The sequence below is a fragment of the Sphingomicrobium aquimarinum genome (genome assembly GCF_039655735.1).
Taxonomy (GTDB): domain Bacteria; phylum Pseudomonadota; class Alphaproteobacteria; order Sphingomonadales; family Sphingomonadaceae; genus Sphingomicrobium; species Sphingomicrobium aquimarinum.
In genome coordinates, this window is record NZ_JBBYXH010000002.1 from 792752 (window position 1) to 807141 (window position 14390).

Here is a 14390-nt window from a genome sequence, read left to right on the forward strand (position 1 = left end):
AGAGATGCCGAACCTCGACCCCCGCATCGCCGCGGTTACCGACCGCATCATCGAGAAGTCGAAGACGGCCCGCGCGGCCTATCTGAAGCTGATGGACGAGGAAGGGGAGCGGGGGATCGACCGCAGTCGCCTTTCGTGCGGCAATTTCGCCCATGGCTTTGCCGCGAGTGGAGACGACAAGAAGGCGATCCGCACCTTTTCGGGGCCCAATATTGGGATCGTGACGGCATTCAACGATATGCTGTCCGCGCACGCGCCTTATTATCGCTATCCCGAACAGATGAAGGTCTGGGCGCGCGAGGTGGGGGCCACCGCGCAGGTCGCGGGCGGTGTGCCGGCGATGTGCGACGGGGTGACACAGGGCCAGCCCGGCATGGACCTGTCTCTGTTCAGCCGCGACAATATCGCCATGGGTACCGCGATCGCCTTGAGCCACGGCATGTTCGAGGGCGTGGCGATGCTCGGCATCTGCGACAAGATCGTGCCGGGAATGCTGATGGGCGCGCTGCGGTTCGGGCACCTTCCGGTGCTGCTCGTACCCGCGGGGCCGATGCCCTCGGGGCTTGCCAACAAGGAGAAGCAGCGGGTTCGCCAGCTCTACGCCGAAGGCAAGGCGAGCAAGGAGGAGCTGCTTGCCGCCGAAAGCGCGAGCTATCACGGGCAGGGGACCTGCACCTTCTACGGCACCGCCAACTCCAACCAGATGATGATGGAGATGATGGGGCTGCACATTCCGGGCGCGGCGTTCGCCAATCCCGGCACCAAGCTCCGGCAGGAACTGACGCGTGCGGCGGTCCACCGGGTGGCGGAATTGGCGACGAACAAGGCGCGGCTGTGCGACACGGTCGACGAGCGCGCGATCGTCAATGCCGCGGTCGGACTGATGGCGACGGGCGGTTCGACCAACCACATGATCCACCTGCCCGCGATCGCGCGGACGGCGGGCATCACGTTCGATTGGCAGGATCTGGCGGACATCAGCCATGCCGTGCCGCTGATCGCGCGCGTCTATCCCAACGGGTCGGGCGACACCAACGACTTCCATGCCGCGGGCGGGATGGCCTTCGTCACGCATACGCTGCGCGAGGCGGGGTTGGTGCATGACCATCAATCGGCGGGGGCCGATGACTTTTCGGCCTACGCGACCAATCCTGTCGAAGCGCGCGAGGCGGATCGGATCCATGTCGGGGGCGAGACGGCGTCCACGGAAATAGAGTGGGAAGCCGTTACGACGAGTTCGGACGATACGATGCTCAAGCCTGTTTCAGACCCTTTCCAGCCCGATGGCGGGATGCGGCTTTTGTCGGGCAATCTGGGGCGTGCCTGTTTCAAGACCAGCGCGGTCGACAAGGAGCGCTGGACCATCGAGGCGCCGTGCCGGATCTTCGCCGACCAGAAGTCGGTGGTCGACGCCTTCGAGGCGGGCGAGCTCGACCAAGACACAGTCGTCGTCGTGCGCTTCCAGGGACCTCGGGCCAACGGGATGCCCGAACTCCACAAGCTGACCCCGCCGCTGGGGGTGCTGCAGGATCGCGGCCATCGCATCGCGCTCGTCACCGACGGGCGGATGAGCGGCGCGTCGGGCAAGGTGCCCGCGGCGATCCATTGCTCGCCCGAAGCGAAGGGTGGCGGGCCGTTGTCGCGCCTTCGCGACGGGGACGTGGTGCGGGTATGCGCGGAGACGGGCAGCCTCTCGACCGACGCGGACCTTGCCGCGCGCGAACCCGCAGAGGTCCCACCGCCGCCGGTGGGGACGGGGCGCGAACTGTTCGCGCTGCTGCGCGATCATGCCGACGAAGCCGAAAAGGGCGGCTCGGCGATGCTGCATGCGATGGAGAATGCCTTGTGAGCCGCCGGATTGCCGTCGCCGATGTCGGCGGCACGCACGCCCGTTTCGCCATTGCCGAGATGGACGGTCATGAGGTCGTCAGCCTGTCCGAGCCGGTGACGCTCGGGACCAACGATCACGCCAGCTTCCAGACCGCGTGGCAGGATTTTTGCCAGCGCAACGACGGGCCGGAACCCGATGCGCTGTCGGTCGCCTTTGCCGGGCCCGTCGACGGCGAAGTGCTGAAGCTGACCAACAACCCCTGGGTCATCCGACCCGCGCTCGCGACCGAGAAATTGGGGGTGCGGCAGTTCACCATCGTCAACGACTTCGCCGCGATCGCCCACGCGGTGGGTGCGCTTCCTGATGATGACTTCCTGCACATCACCGGGCCGGACGGGCCGTTTCCCAAACATGGGGTGACCAGCGTCGTGGGCCCGGGAACTGGGCTCGGCGTCGCGCAGCTTCTGAAGACGCCCGAAGGGCATATGCACGTCATCGCCACCGAGGGTGGCCATGTCGATTTCGCGCCTCTGGACAGTCTTGAAGACCGGATGCTCGCGCGGCTTCGCAAGCGGTACGTGCGGGTTTCCATCGAGCGTGTCGCCTGCGGGTCGGGCCTCGTGAACATCTACGAGGCGCTGGGCGCTCTCGAGGGCAAGCCCGTGCGCGAAATGGACGATATCGAACTGTGGACCGCAGCGCTGGAGGGACGCGACCCGCTTGCCGCCGCCGCGCTCGATCGCTTCTTCCTGACGCTGGGCGCGGTGTCGGGCGATCTGGCGCTGGCGCACGGTTCCAACGCGGTCGTGCTGGCGGGAGGCCTCGGCTATCGCATTCGCGACCGCTTCGAGCGCTCGGGTTTCGCAGGGCGGTTCGTCGCCAAGGGACGCTTCGAGCGGCGGATGCAGACGATCCCCGTCAAGCTCGTCACGCACGAGCAGCCGGGTCTCTACGGCGCAGCAGTCGCCTTCGTGAAGGAGCATGGGGCATGAACATCCACGACATCATGACGATCGCGCCGGTGATCCCCGTTCTCGTCCTCGACGATGACGGACCCGATCCGGTGGCACTGGCCGAGACGCTGGTCGAAAACGGACTGCCCGTTATCGAAGTCACGCTTCGCACCGACAATGCCCTGGATGCGATGGAGAAGATGGCGAGCGTCGAGGGCGCGATCGTCGGGGCGGGAACCGTTCTCGGCCCCGCACAGCTGCTCGAAGCCTGCGATTATGGCGCGCAGTTCATCGTGTCGCCGGGGCTGACCGAAACGCTGGTTCGGACCGCGCACGACAAGCGCGTGCCGCTCCTGCCCGGCGTGGCGACGGCCGGCGAGATCATGCGCGGCATGGAGATGGGGCTCGACCATTTCAAATTCTTCCCCGCCGAGGCGAACGGCGGGTTGCCCGCGCTAAAGGCGATCAGCGCACCGCTCGCCGCCGCGAAATTCTGCCCGACGGGCGGTGTCAGGGCCGACACCGCTGCCGAATGGCTCGCGCACGATGCCGTCCTGTGCGTCGGCGGGAGCTGGATCCTGCCGTCGGGAGAGAAAGATCTGGAGAAGGTGGCCGAACGGGCCCGCGAGGCCGCCGCACTGAAGGAGTAGGACCCATGCGTTTCTTGATCGCTCTTGCTGCGCTGACGACGCCCTTGCCCGCCCTTGCACAGACCGTCGAACCCTATACCGGCCGCGACCATGTCGAATGGTCGCGCGATGCGGTCATCTATCAGATCAACACGCGCCAGTTCACGCCCGAAGGCACGTTGGCGGCGGCCGAAGCGGAGCTGCCGCGGCTGAAGGCGCTGGGGGTCGATATCCTATGGCTGATGCCGATCCACCCGATCGGCGAAGTCAATCGCAAGGGCACGCTCGGCTCGCCCTATTCGGTGACCGATTACAAGGCGGTCCGCGCAGAGCTGGGGACGATGGACGACCTCAAGAGCTTCGTCGATGCTGCGCATGCGCAGGGGATGAAGGTCATCCTCGACTGGGTGGCGAACCATACGGCCTGGGATCATCCGTGGGCGAGCGAGCATCCCGAATGGTACGAGCGCAACTGGCAGGGCAATTTCCGATCGACGCCCTACTGGGATTGGTCGGACATCATCGACCTCGATTATTCGCAGGTCGCGCTGCGGAACGAGATGCGCGAGGCGCTGAAGTTCTGGGTGCGCGAGGCGGACATCGACGGCTACCGCGCCGATGTGGCGGGCTATATCCCGCCCGACTTCTGGGAAGATGTGCGCGCCGATCTGGAAGCGATCAAGCCCGTGTGGATGCTGGCCGAATATCCCGACCGCGACGCGCATATGGTGAGCTTCGACAGCACCTATGCGTGGGATTGGGAGAAGGCGTTGCGGCAGATTGCGGCGGGCACGGGTAATGCGACCAGCCTTTACGGTTTCTATTCCGAACATGCCTCGATGTGGCCTTCGGGCGCGCAGCGGATGATCTTTACCTCGAACCATGACGAGAATAGCTGGGCGGGGACGGCCTACGAACGGCTGGGCGAAGCGCTGCCCAATGCCTTCGTCCTGCTTTTTACCAGCGAGGGCATTCCGCTTCTTTATAACGGGCAGGAAGCGGGCCTCGATAAGCGGCTGGAGTTTTTCGAACGCGATCCCATCGTGTGGCGCGAGCATGAAAATGCGCGAATCTTTAAAAGGTTGATCGAGTTTCGTGACGCCAATCCGGTCCTCCACAATGCGCCGTGGGGCGCCCCCATGGTTCACGTCAAAAACTCCGAAGAATCGAAAGTGTTTTCGTTCGTGCGACGTGCCGACGACGATGGCGTCCTCGTTCTCCAGAATTATTCGAACGAGGAAGTAACGGTGACGCTCTCTGATTTCCCGGGAGCGGGCAGGTGGATCGAATTTCACCACGATCTGCCGGAAGGCGTTGCCGTCAGGCCGTCTCCAGTGACGCTCGAGAAGGGAACTGAAGTCTCACTCGCACCTTGGTCGAGCCGGATTTATACCGTCTTCGACTAGTCCAGCGGCCGACCGTGCTGCTCGCGCCAGAAGAGCAGCGAGCAGACGATCGACAGGCCGACAAAGAGGATGGGATACCACAGGCCTGCGTAGATATTCCCCGTCGCGGCGACGATGGCGAACGCGGTGACGGGGAGGAAGCCACCGACCCAGCCGGTGCCGATATGGTAGGGCAGGCTCATGGCGGTGTACCGGGTGCGCGTGGGGAACATCTCGACGAGCGCGGCGGCCTGCGGGCCGTAGAGGGCCGTGGCGGCAACCGTGAAGACGATCAGCCAGAAATAGAGCGTTGCATGGTCGATCTCGGCGGGATCGGCGCCGTCGGGATAACCGGCGGCGGCAAGTGCGCTTTCGAGCTCGACGGGGTCGATCGATCCGTCCTCGTCGGGAAGGATGGCGTCTTCGCCAATGCGGATGCGGGTATGGCCGTCGGCGCTGGCGACGCGCTCGTAGCTGACGCCGCTCGTCACCACCGCGCGGCTCGCGAGGTCGCATGGGGTGGAATAGGTCGCCTTGCCGAGCAGGTCGAACTGGAAGGAGCAACCGGACAGGTCGGTCTCGACCACAACAGGCGTCTCCTCCAGTGCTTGCGCGAGGCGCGGGTTCACCGCCTCGGTGATGGCATGGAAACCCGGCCAGAAGGAGACGAGCCCCAGAAGCATTCCGCCGACCATGACGGGCTTGCGCCCGACGCGGTCGGACAGCCAGCCGAAGAAAACGTAGAGCGGTGCGGAAACCAGCGTGACGATGAGGATGATCCAGTTCACCTCGGCGCCCGGCACGCCCAGGTTCCGCTCGAGGAAGACCTGGACGTAGAAGAAGGCGCAATACCAGAGCGCCCCCTGCGCGGCCATGAAGGCGAAGAAGGCGGTGAGGACCTTCTTGAGCGATTCCTTCTCGGCGAAGGCTTCGCGCAGCGGCGTCTTGGTGACGGCATTCTCGGCCTGAAGTTTCTGGAAGGCGGGGCTTTCGGAAAGCTTCAGACGCATCCAAACGCTGATGAGCAGCAATAGCACCGAGACGAGGAAGGGGATGCGCCAACCCCATTCGAGGAAGGCTTCCTCGCCCACGGTGGTGCGGGTGAAATAGATGACGAGCAAGGCGGCGATGAGGCCGAAGGCGGCCGAGGACTGGATCCAGCCGGTCGCGGCGCCGCGCTTGTCGTCGTCGGCATGCTCGGCGACATAGATGGCCGCGCCGCCATATTCGCCGCCCAGCGCGGTGCCTTGGCAGATGCGCAGGATGATGAGCAGGATCGGCGCGATGATGCCCGCCTGCGCGTAGGTCGGCAGCACGCCGATCGCGAAGGTCGCGCCCCCCATCAGGCTGACGGTGGTGAGAAAGGTGGCCTTGCGCCCGACGCGGTCGCCCATCGCGCCGAAGATGATCGCGCCCAATGGACGGAAGGCGAAGCCCGCGGCGAACAGGCCCAATGCCGCAATGACGCCCGCCGTCTCGCCGAGGCCCGCGAAGAAGACCTGCCCGATGGTGCTGGCGAGCGCGCCGAAGATGAAGAAGTCGTACCATTCGAACGCCGTCCCCGCGCTTGAGGCGGTCACGACCCGGGCCATCGACCAGCCCTTCTCGGGCGTGGCGTTCGCGGTATCGGTCATCTGAAATTCCTCCCCCCGGCCCCGCGGCGGAGGCCTCAATCCTTGACGATTGTTTCGTCCAATCGCGCGACATTCAAGCCCCATCTGTACGCGTCGAGCCGGTTGCGCAGCGTGCGATCGTCCTCAAGGACCAGGATCTGCCGCACGCGCTCGTCCGGCGTGCGGTAGCGCAGCGTCATGCGATTGCCCTCGACCTGCGCCGTCAGCGGTTCGACCGCGTCGGTGACCGTTCCTTCGTAGCGGCCATCGCCGAGCGCGCGCATGGTGACGACCCGCGTGGCGGGAGAGCCGTCGCCGTCGTCGATGCGCTGGACGAGCCGGATAGAGCCGTCCTCGAGGACGGTACCCGTACTCGACACCGCGATGTCGCGTCGCTCTCCGGTAATGACCGACAGGGTGCCGCGTCCCGAGGTCTCCCCCTCGAAGAATTGGATCGGATCCAGCACCGGCGTCGCGCTGTGATCGGGCAGATCGACGGCATTGAGGCAACCGCAGAGCGCGAGTGCCAGTGCGGCGGCCGTAAAGGCCCTCACCGCTTCGCCCGCGTGAGGAGGGACTGTGCCTGCACGAGGTGCGGGCGATCGACCATGCGTCCCCCGACGTCGAGCACCCCGGCCTCGGGCGCGGCGGCGAACGCGTCGACGATGGCCTTCGCCTTGGCGACCTCCGTATCCGACGGCGTGAACGCCGCGTTGATGATCGGGACCTGATCGGGATGGATCGCGAGCTTGCCGGTAAACCCTTCGGACGCGGCGGCGCGCGCTTCTTCCTTGAGCCCGTCCATGTTCCGAAAGTCGGTGAAAACGCCGTCGACGGGCTGCGCCCCCGCGGCAACCGCGCCTGCAAGGCAGAGCGAGCGGGCGAGCCGGAAGGTGAAGCCGAGATTGCCGTCGGCATCATATTTGCTGCGCGCGCCCAAGGCGGCGGACAGGTCTTCCGCGCCCCAGCTCATCGCTTTGAGCGGCGTCTGCGTTCCGGCGTAGCTGCCCAGGTTGAACAGGCTCGCGGGCGTCTCGGTGACGATGGCGTGGATGGGGATGTTGCCGGTGGAATGCGCGAGATGTTCGAGATCATCGGCGCTTTCCGCTTTGGGAACCACGATCCCTTCGAACGCGGCCTTGCCGAACAGCTTGAGGTCTTCGCGATGTTCCGGCGCGAAGAGCGGATTGATCCGCACCCACCAGCGCGGGCCGTTGTTGCGATCGCCGAGCGACTTCAGCAGATCGCGCGCGAACGCCTTGTTGGCGGGAGCGACGCTGTCTTCGAGGTCGAAGATGATCGCATCAGCCTCGCCGGCGAGCGCCTTGTCGATCTTTTTCTCGCTATCCGCGGGGACGAACAGCCAGCTGCGCGGCGGGGGAAGCGTCTGTTCGCTCATGCGTCGGACCTCTGGATAAGCGCCGAGCGCGAAAAGGAGAGCACGAGTTCGTCCTTCTGGTTGTAGGCGCGATGCTCCCAGGTGACGATCCCCGCGTTGGGGCGTGACTTGCTCTCGCGGAGGCCCGTCACCTCGCTCTCGATCCGCAGCGTATCGCCGACGAAGACGGGAGCGGGGAATTTGAGCGTATCGTAGCCGAGATTGGCCACCAGGGTGCCTAGCGTCGTCTCAGCCACGGAAATGCCGACCGCGAGCGAAAAGGTGAAGCAGCTGTTGACGAGCGGTTTGCCGAACTCGGTCCGCGCCGCAACCTCGTGGTCGAGATGGAGCGGCTGCGGATTGTGCGTCAGCGTGGTGATGAGCAGATTGTCGGTCTCGGTGACCGTGCGGGTAATGGGGTGCGCGATGGTGTCGCCCACCTTCCATTCATCGAAATAACGTCCGGACATGGCGGCAGTGGCTACGCCCTAGGCCGCCTCCTCGCAAGCCGCCTTCGTGCGCACGGCCTCCATTGCGGCGGGAAGCAGCTTCATCTTGAGGTCGTGCATCCCGATCCCGTCGACCGCCTCGAAGCGGTCGCCCGAGCGCACCACGTTCGAGATATGCCCCAGGATCTGCATGACGATGTCGATCGTCTGCAAGCTGGTGCAGTGCTTGGTGATGACGTCAATATCGGCGGCGAGCTCGTCGCCCATGATTTCGAGAAGCTTGCGGGCTTCCTCGATTTCGTGGGCGAGCGAATGGTCGAGCATGTCGGGTGTGCGGGACATGCGAATCGGAAGTAAGCGCAAAGGGTTAAGATGATGTGAGGAGTAGCTCCGCGACGCTCTCGGTAATGGCCGCAGGATCGAGGCGGTAGCGGGCGTAGAGATCGGCGAGGCTACCGGTCTGGCCGAAGGCATCGACGCCCAAGGGCGCCACGCGGTGGCCCGCGACCCCGCCGAGCCAGGAGAGGCTGGCGGGCGCGGCGTCGCACAGGGTGACGAGGCCGGCGCGCCGCGACAGCGGTTCGAGGAGGCGCGCGATGTGGCTGGGTTCGTTGCGGCCCTGCCAGCGGGCTTTCTGCGCCTGGCTCCAGCCGCGGTGCAAGAGGCTGGGCGAGGTGACGACGAGCAGGCCGAGGCCGGGGAGTTCGTCCTTGAGATCCTCGTGCGCGGCGATGGCTTCGGGCACCAGCGCGCCCATCGCGACGATGGCGGCATCGGCGCCCGGTTCGGGCGCGCGCAGCCAGTAGCCGCCCTCGAGCGCACCGGCCTTCCAGTCGTCGTTATCGCGCTCGACCTGCTCGATGGGGCGGGTCGAGAGACGCAGATAGGTGCTCTCGCCATCCTCGGCGTCGATCAGGCGGAAGGCTTCCTCCATCATCGCGGCGAGTTCGTCGGCGAAGGCGGGTTCGTAGTGGCGCAGACCCGGCTGGCCGAGCGCAATCAACGGCGGGTTGATCGACTGGTGCGCGCCGCCTTCGGGTCCGAGTGTCAGGCCCGACGGAGTGGCGACGAGCAGGAAGCGGGCGTCCTGGTAGCAGCCGTAATTGAGCGCATCGAGGCCGCGCGCGATGAAGGGATCGTAGAGCGTGCCGACGGGGAAGAGGCGATGGTCGAAATGGTCGCCCGCCAGCCCCGCGGCAGCAAGCATGAGGAAGAGGTTCGATTCGGCGATGCCGAGCTCGATATGCTGGCCCGCCTGCGTGGCCGCCCATTTCTGCGCGCTCGGTATCTTTGCCTGCGCGAACACGTCGGCCATGTCGCGGCGCTTGAAAAGGCCGCGCTGGTTCACCCACCCGCCGAGGTTGGTCGAGACGGTGACGTCGGGCGAGGTGGTGAGCAGCCGGTCGGCCAGTTCGCCGCCCGTTTTCGACAGGTCCATGAGGATGCGGCCGAAGGCGGCCTGCGTCGACTGCTCCTCGCCTTCGGGGGCGGGGAGCGCGGGGATGGGGACACTGCCGAAGCTGCGCGCGCGCTTCTCGCGGGCGATGCGGGCATCCTCGATGAGCGCCTCGACCTTCGGCGCCATATTGTCGGAAAGGCCCGCGAGACGTTCCCATTCCTCGCCCTCGGCGATGCCGAGGCGACCCCGCCATTCGTGGATCTGCGTGGGGTTCATCAGCCCCGCATGGTTGTCCTTGTGGCCCGCGAAGGGCAGTCCGTAGCCCTTGATCGTCCAGGCGATGAAGAAGGTTGGCGTGTCGTCCTTCGCGGCTTCGGCGAAAGCGGCGGTGAGCGTTTCGAGGCAATGGCCGCCAAGGTCGTGCATCAGATCGGCGAGCTGGTCGTCGTCATGGGCCTTCAGAAACGGATCGGCCTTTTTACCAAGATCGGCCTCGAGCCGCTCGCGCCATTTGGCGCCGCCCTGATAATGCAATGTCGAAAGGTCGGCGTTTGGGAGCGTATCCAGCCATTCGCGAACGGGCGCCCCGTCCTTTCTTTCGAGCGCAGCGGTCAGCTTTTTGCCATAGCGCAGTTCGACGACGCGCCAGCCACAAGCGGAGAAAATGTCGTCGAACCGCTCGAACATCCGGTCGGGGCTGGTCGCATCGAGGCTCTGGCGGTTGTAGTCGACGATCCACCAGAGATTGCGGACATCGTGCTTGGCGCCCTCGATGATCGCTTCGTAGATATTCCCCTCGTCGAGTTCGGCATCACCGATCAGCGCGACAAAACGCCCGCGGTCTTTGTCGGCGAGCTTGTCGCGCGCGGTGAGATAATCCTGAATGAGCGAGGAGAAGAGCGTGATCGCGACGCCGAGCCCGACGCTGCCGGTCGAAAAGTCGACGGGGATCGCATCCTTGGTGCGGCTGGGATAGCTCTGCGCCCCCCCGAGGCCGCGGAAATTCTCGAGCTTTTCTCGGGTCTGCGAGCCCATGAGGTAATGGATGGCGTGGAGGATCGGGCCGGCGTGGGGCTTCACGGCGACGCGATCGTTCGGCCCCAGCGCGTCGAAGTAAAGCGCGGTCATGATCGCGCTGATCGACGCGCTACTCGCCTGATGGCCGCCGACCTTCACGCCGTCGGCCTTGGGGCGGACGTGGTTGGCGTGGTGGATGGTCCAGCTGGCGAGCCAGCGCAGGCGTTCGTCGAGGGCTTCGAGGGCGGCGATGTCGGGCGTTGTCATGTCACTGCCCTAGGGCCTCAAAGCGCGCTCGCCAACTGCCAGCCGAGGTAGGAAAGGTAGGCGACGACGAAGACAGCACCTTCCTTGCGGTTGATTGTCCAGCCGGTGCGCAGGAACAGCATCAGCAGCGCCGTGACGCCAGTGAGCACGAAGATGTCGAACGCGGCGATTTCGGCGGGCGCGGGGAGCGGAACGATCGCGGCGGTGATGCCCAGGATCCCGAAGATGTTGTAGATGCCCGAGCCGACGATGTTGCCCAAGGCGACATCGGGCTCCTTCTTGAGCGCGGCGGCGACGCAGGCGACCAGTTCGGGCAGGCTGGTGCCGACCGCGACGATCGTGAGCCCGATGACTGCCTCGGAAATGCCGAAGCCGCGCGCGAGCGTGACCGAACCCTCGATGAGCCATTGTGCGCCGAAGACGACCCCCGCGATGCCGCCTGCGGTCATGGCGATCAGCAGGAACAGCGCGCGCTTGGTATCGGGCTTCTGCGCTTGGTTGCGCTCGTGCCGCTCGGCCTCGGGATCGTGCCGGTCCTTGTCGGTGAGGTAGGCGGCGATGATGTAGGTGACGAGCATCATGGCGAGGAGGATACCCGACAGCCGGTCGAAACCGCCCAGCAGCACACCCGCGAGCGCGGCCAATGTTGCCGTGCTGAGCGCGAAACCGTCGCGGTAGAAGGCCGGCGGGGCGATGGGCAGCGGGATGATGATCGCGCTGACGCCGAGGATCAGCAGGATATTGGCGATATTCGAGCCGACGACGTTGCCGACGGCGAGGTCGGGGACCCCGCTGGTGGCGGCCTGCAGGCTGGTGACCAATTCGGGCGCCGAAGTGCCGAAGCCGACGATGACGAGCCCGGCGAGCAAGGGCGAAACGCCGAGACGGCGGGCGAGCCCGACGGTGCCGCGGACGAGGAATTCGCCGCCCAAGGCAAGCGCGACGAGGCCGGCAATGATGAGCAGCGCAGTATTCATGAGGCGGTGTTAGCCGCGCGACCCCCGAAAATCTCGCCTAATCGTCCACACTATCGTCGTAGCGCGCCTGAGCGGCGCGAATGCAGTCGATATGCGCGATCGCCCAGTCGCCAAGCGCCTTGACGGGGACGGTCAGCGACTGGCCGAGCTCGGTCAATGCATAGTCGACGCGCGGCGGAATGGTCGGAGTGACGGTCCGGCTCACCAGCCCGTCGCGCTCGAGGCCGCGCAGGCTGCGGGTGAGCATCCGCTGCGAAATGCCGTCGATCTCGCGTTTCAACTCGGAAAAGCGCCGGTCGCCGGTCGCGAGCACCATGACGATGAGCATCGACCATTTGTCGCCGACACGGTTGAGCACGGGCGCGACATTCTTGCACCCGGCGAGGTGCAGATGTTCGAGCGGCTCGTCCTCGATCGATGTGTCGATAGCGGTTACAGCCATGTGCCTATCCTCCACGAATGTGCCGTCTTGCCGATGGAACCGACGGGATCAATATGCGCTTAGGTATCAAACAGTAACCAAGAAAGCGAGTCTCCCGTCATGAAGATCCTCCACATCGACAGTTCGATCCTCGGCGACCAGAGCGCCACGCGCGAACTTACCGCCCATGCGATCGATCGTCTGCGCAGTGAATTTCCCGACGCCGAGGTCGAACGGCTCGACCTCGTTTCGACCCCGCTCGATCATCTCACCGGTGGTTTTCCGAGCGCGAACGAGCATCTGCGCCAACTCCAGTCGGCCGACATCGTCGTGATCGGTGCGCCGACCTACAATTTCACCGTGCCCACCCAGCTCAAGGCATGGTTCGATCGCGTCGCCGTCGCGGGCGAGACGTTCCGCTACACCGACACTGGCTCGGAAGGACTGCTTGGGGACAAGCGCGTCATCGTGGCCATCGCCTCGGGCGGCCATTACGAGCATGGCAGCGCGTTCGAACATAACCGCAGCTATGTGAAGGCCTTCTTCAACTTCCTCGGTGTCGAACCCGAATTCGCATCGGCGCGCGGCCTTGCGATGGGTGACGAGGCGCGGGCGGAAGGCATTCAGAAGGCGCTGACCGAAATCGACCAGCTGGTGGCCGCCGAAGAGCCGGTGCCCGCCTAGGCGCGCACTGCGCCCATCGGGGTCATCGCGGGGCCGTGGATGATGACACGGTCCCGCCCCCTGTTCTTGGCGGCGTAAAGCGCATCGTCAGCTCGCCGGAGGATCGCGGCGAATCCCTCGCCGCGCTGATAGGCGGCAAGACCGAAGCTGGCGGAGAGGCGGTGGTCGTCATCGAGTGCGGGGTGCCGCCAGGCAGCAAAACCCTCGCGCAGACGCTCGGCTATCGCGCGTGCCTCGAAGAGAGTCGCACTCGGAAGCGCGATGGCAAATTCCTCGCCGCCAAGCCGGCCCGCGATGCCCTGCGCTGCGCAGCGCCGCGCAAACTCGCACAGCACCTCGTCCCCCACGGCATGGCCGTATCGATCGTTGACTTGCTTGAAATGGTCGAGGTCGGCGAGCACGAGCGTCCCCGTCTGCCGCTCGGCCGACCGCATTGCGTCTTCAAAGGCGCTGCGGTTGAGGAGGCCCGTCATCGAATCCCGCGCCGAAATCGCGCGCAGCTCGGCGATCCGATTGGCAATCAGCCGACCGATGATCGCAAAGACGATGGCCGGAACCACCACGCTGTTCGCAAGCAGAAGGAACCACTGCATCGCGGGGTTCGCGTAATCAGGATAGGCGGCACCTGCTCCCAGAAGGCCCGGGAAGCCCGGGATCCGGACGACCGATGTCACCATGAAGATCGACCAGGCGAAGAATGTGATGCGCGAAACCAGTCCCGGCCCGCAGCGCCAGAGGACGAGCATCGCATCCGCGATCACGAGACAGGTGGCGATCCCGAGCGGGAGTGTCTGTAATGGCGGGGCGATCGGCAAGAAGGCGGCGATGATCGACAGGGACGCGATACCCGCGATGGCCATCGTGAGGCGGCGCGATGCGACAGCTTTCCCGAACGCAATTCGCGTCGCCTGCGCAACGCAGAAGACTGCAAGCGGATCGGCGACGGCGAAATAGGCGATGGAAAGTGGATGGGGCGGTACGACCACGAACATCCAGGTGCTCAATGCGCCGACCCCGAGACCGACGGCGAGAAACAAGGGAGCACGTCCTGACAGCAAGGTCGCGCGCAGCAGGAGCGCCACCCCCATCAGAATGACGATCATCATCGCCATGACGCCGTAAAGATTGACGCTGAAATCCATCGCTCACCTTCGGTACGGGCGGCACGCCCGAAAACTCGCGGCGTTTACCATCCACTTGTTTCCAAATCTTTGCGAGGGGTCGACGTCAAGTCCTTGCTGCACTGCGCTTTCGCATTTCCACACTCACGCTCCGCCAGAAACCGAAGTTGCGTCATCAGCGACGCAACGCGGCCTGCACCATGCGGAGCGCAATGCCGCAAGCGCTGGCGACGAGGGCGAATGTTCAGGTCGCCCCCGTCCGACCC

14 protein-coding genes are annotated in these 14390 nt (G+C 65.3%); 5 read left to right on the top strand and 9 right to left on the bottom strand.

The features are described from left to right. Positions 1-4: 4 nt before the first annotated feature. Genes edd through WJS89_RS10075 form a run of 4 tightly spaced genes read left to right on the top strand, consistent with a single transcriptional unit; the run spans position 5 to position 4819 of the window. Positions 5-1849 (top strand): phosphogluconate dehydratase, encoded by a 1845-nt coding sequence (edd, locus tag WJS89_RS10060; protein WP_346340800.1) that lies wholly within the window; start codon positions 5-7, stop codon positions 1847-1849. Then, a complete protein-coding gene (gene glk, locus WJS89_RS10065) occupies positions 1846-2823 on the top strand; it encodes a glucokinase (protein ID WP_346340801.1) in 978 nt (325 codons plus the stop codon). Before edd ends, glk begins: the two co-directional genes overlap by 4 nt. Next, positions 2820-3434 carry a bifunctional 4-hydroxy-2-oxoglutarate aldolase/2-dehydro-3-deoxy-phosphogluconate aldolase gene (gene eda, locus WJS89_RS10070; protein ID WP_346340802.1) on the top strand — a complete coding sequence of 205 codons (615 nt, stop codon included), beginning with the start codon at positions 2820-2822 and terminating at the stop codon, positions 3432-3434. Before glk ends, eda begins: the two co-directional genes overlap by 4 nt. Before the next feature lie 5 nt (positions 3435-3439). Continuing rightward, positions 3440-4819 (top strand): alpha-amylase family glycosyl hydrolase, encoded by a 1380-nt coding sequence (locus WJS89_RS10075; protein WP_346340803.1) that lies wholly within the window; start codon positions 3440-3442, stop codon positions 4817-4819. On the opposite strand, the gene WJS89_RS10080 is transcribed toward WJS89_RS10075, so the two are convergent. The 8 genes from WJS89_RS10080 to WJS89_RS10115 are packed head-to-tail and all read right to left on the bottom strand — an operon-like array spanning position 4816 to position 12340. Then, positions 4816-6432: an MFS transporter gene (locus WJS89_RS10080; protein ID WP_346340804.1), complete on the bottom strand. Its 1617-nt coding sequence runs from the start codon at positions 6430-6432 to the stop codon at positions 4816-4818. The two genes, WJS89_RS10075 and WJS89_RS10080, sit on opposite strands and share 4 nt — an antisense overlap. 35 nt (positions 6433-6467) lie before the next feature. Then, positions 6468-6965, bottom strand: a complete 498-nt coding sequence (locus WJS89_RS10085; RefSeq protein ID WP_346340805.1) for a DUF3833 family protein — start codon at positions 6963-6965, stop codon at positions 6468-6470. Continuing rightward, positions 6962-7810, bottom strand: coding sequence for an HpcH/HpaI aldolase/citrate lyase family protein (locus WJS89_RS10090; RefSeq protein ID WP_346340806.1), 849 nt, complete (start codon positions 7808-7810; stop codon positions 6962-6964). The genes WJS89_RS10085 and WJS89_RS10090 overlap by 4 nt, the downstream gene beginning before the upstream one ends. Further along, positions 7807-8259 carry a MaoC family dehydratase gene (locus WJS89_RS10095; protein ID WP_346340807.1) on the bottom strand — a complete coding sequence of 151 codons (453 nt, stop codon included), beginning with the start codon at positions 8257-8259 and terminating at the stop codon, positions 7807-7809. Before WJS89_RS10095 ends, WJS89_RS10090 begins: the two co-directional genes overlap by 4 nt. A gap of 18 nt (positions 8260-8277) precedes the next feature. Continuing rightward, positions 8278-8580, bottom strand: coding sequence for a hypothetical protein (locus WJS89_RS10100; RefSeq protein WP_346340808.1), 303 nt, complete (start codon positions 8578-8580; stop codon positions 8278-8280). Between the two features lie 25 nt (positions 8581-8605). Next, a complete protein-coding gene (locus WJS89_RS10105; protein ID WP_346340809.1) occupies positions 8606-10921 on the bottom strand; it encodes a transketolase in 2316 nt (771 codons plus the stop codon). A gap of 17 nt (positions 10922-10938) precedes the next feature. Then, on the bottom strand, positions 10939-11898 hold the full coding sequence (locus WJS89_RS10110) for a calcium/sodium antiporter (protein WP_346340810.1): 960 nt from the start codon (positions 11896-11898) through the stop codon (positions 10939-10941). Between the two features lie 37 nt (positions 11899-11935). Beyond that, a complete protein-coding gene (locus WJS89_RS10115; RefSeq protein WP_346340811.1) occupies positions 11936-12340 on the bottom strand; it encodes a winged helix-turn-helix transcriptional regulator in 405 nt (134 codons plus the stop codon). A gap of 99 nt (positions 12341-12439) precedes the next feature. Between WJS89_RS10115 and WJS89_RS10120 the strand changes: the two genes are divergently transcribed. Continuing rightward, a complete protein-coding gene (locus tag WJS89_RS10120) occupies positions 12440-13003 on the top strand; it encodes an FMN-dependent NADH-azoreductase (RefSeq protein ID WP_346340812.1) in 564 nt (187 codons plus the stop codon). Here the strand turns inward: WJS89_RS10120 and WJS89_RS10125 are convergent. Continuing rightward, positions 13000-14145, bottom strand: a complete 1146-nt coding sequence (locus WJS89_RS10125) for a GGDEF domain-containing protein (protein ID WP_346340813.1) — start codon at positions 14143-14145, stop codon at positions 13000-13002. The two genes, WJS89_RS10120 and WJS89_RS10125, sit on opposite strands and share 4 nt — an antisense overlap. Positions 14146-14390: the final 245 nt, after the last annotated feature.

Excerpts from the sequence above, each read along its gene's own strand:
- edd (WP_346340800.1), top strand. The coding sequence starts at position 5 with ATGCCGAACCTCGACCCCCGCATCGCCGCGGTTACCGACCGCATCATC.
- eda (WP_346340802.1), top strand. The coding sequence starts at position 2,820 with ATGAACATCCACGACATCATGACGATCGCGCCGGTGATCCCCGTTCTC.
- WJS89_RS10075 (WP_346340803.1), top strand. The coding sequence starts at position 3,440 with ATGCGTTTCTTGATCGCTCTTGCTGCGCTGACGACGCCCTTGCCCGCC.
- WJS89_RS10080 (WP_346340804.1), bottom strand. The coding sequence starts at position 6,432 with ATGACCGATACCGCGAACGCCACGCCCGAGAAGGGCTGGTCGATGGCC.
- WJS89_RS10090 (WP_346340806.1), bottom strand. The coding sequence starts at position 7,810 with ATGAGCGAACAGACGCTTCCCCCGCCGCGCAGCTGGCTGTTCGTCCCC.
- WJS89_RS10095 (WP_346340807.1), bottom strand. The coding sequence starts at position 8,259 with ATGTCCGGACGTTATTTCGATGAATGGAAGGTGGGCGACACCATCGCG.
- WJS89_RS10100 (WP_346340808.1), bottom strand. The coding sequence starts at position 8,580 with ATGTCCCGCACACCCGACATGCTCGACCATTCGCTCGCCCACGAAATC.
- WJS89_RS10105 (WP_346340809.1), bottom strand. The coding sequence starts at position 10,921 with ATGACAACGCCCGACATCGCCGCCCTCGAAGCCCTCGACGAACGCCTG.
- WJS89_RS10110 (WP_346340810.1), bottom strand. The coding sequence starts at position 11,898 with ATGAATACTGCGCTGCTCATCATTGCCGGCCTCGTCGCGCTTGCCTTG.
- WJS89_RS10115 (WP_346340811.1), bottom strand. The coding sequence starts at position 12,340 with ATGGCTGTAACCGCTATCGACACATCGATCGAGGACGAGCCGCTCGAA.
- WJS89_RS10120 (WP_346340812.1), top strand. The coding sequence starts at position 12,440 with ATGAAGATCCTCCACATCGACAGTTCGATCCTCGGCGACCAGAGCGCC.
- WJS89_RS10125 (WP_346340813.1), bottom strand. The coding sequence starts at position 14,145 with ATGGATTTCAGCGTCAATCTTTACGGCGTCATGGCGATGATGATCGTC.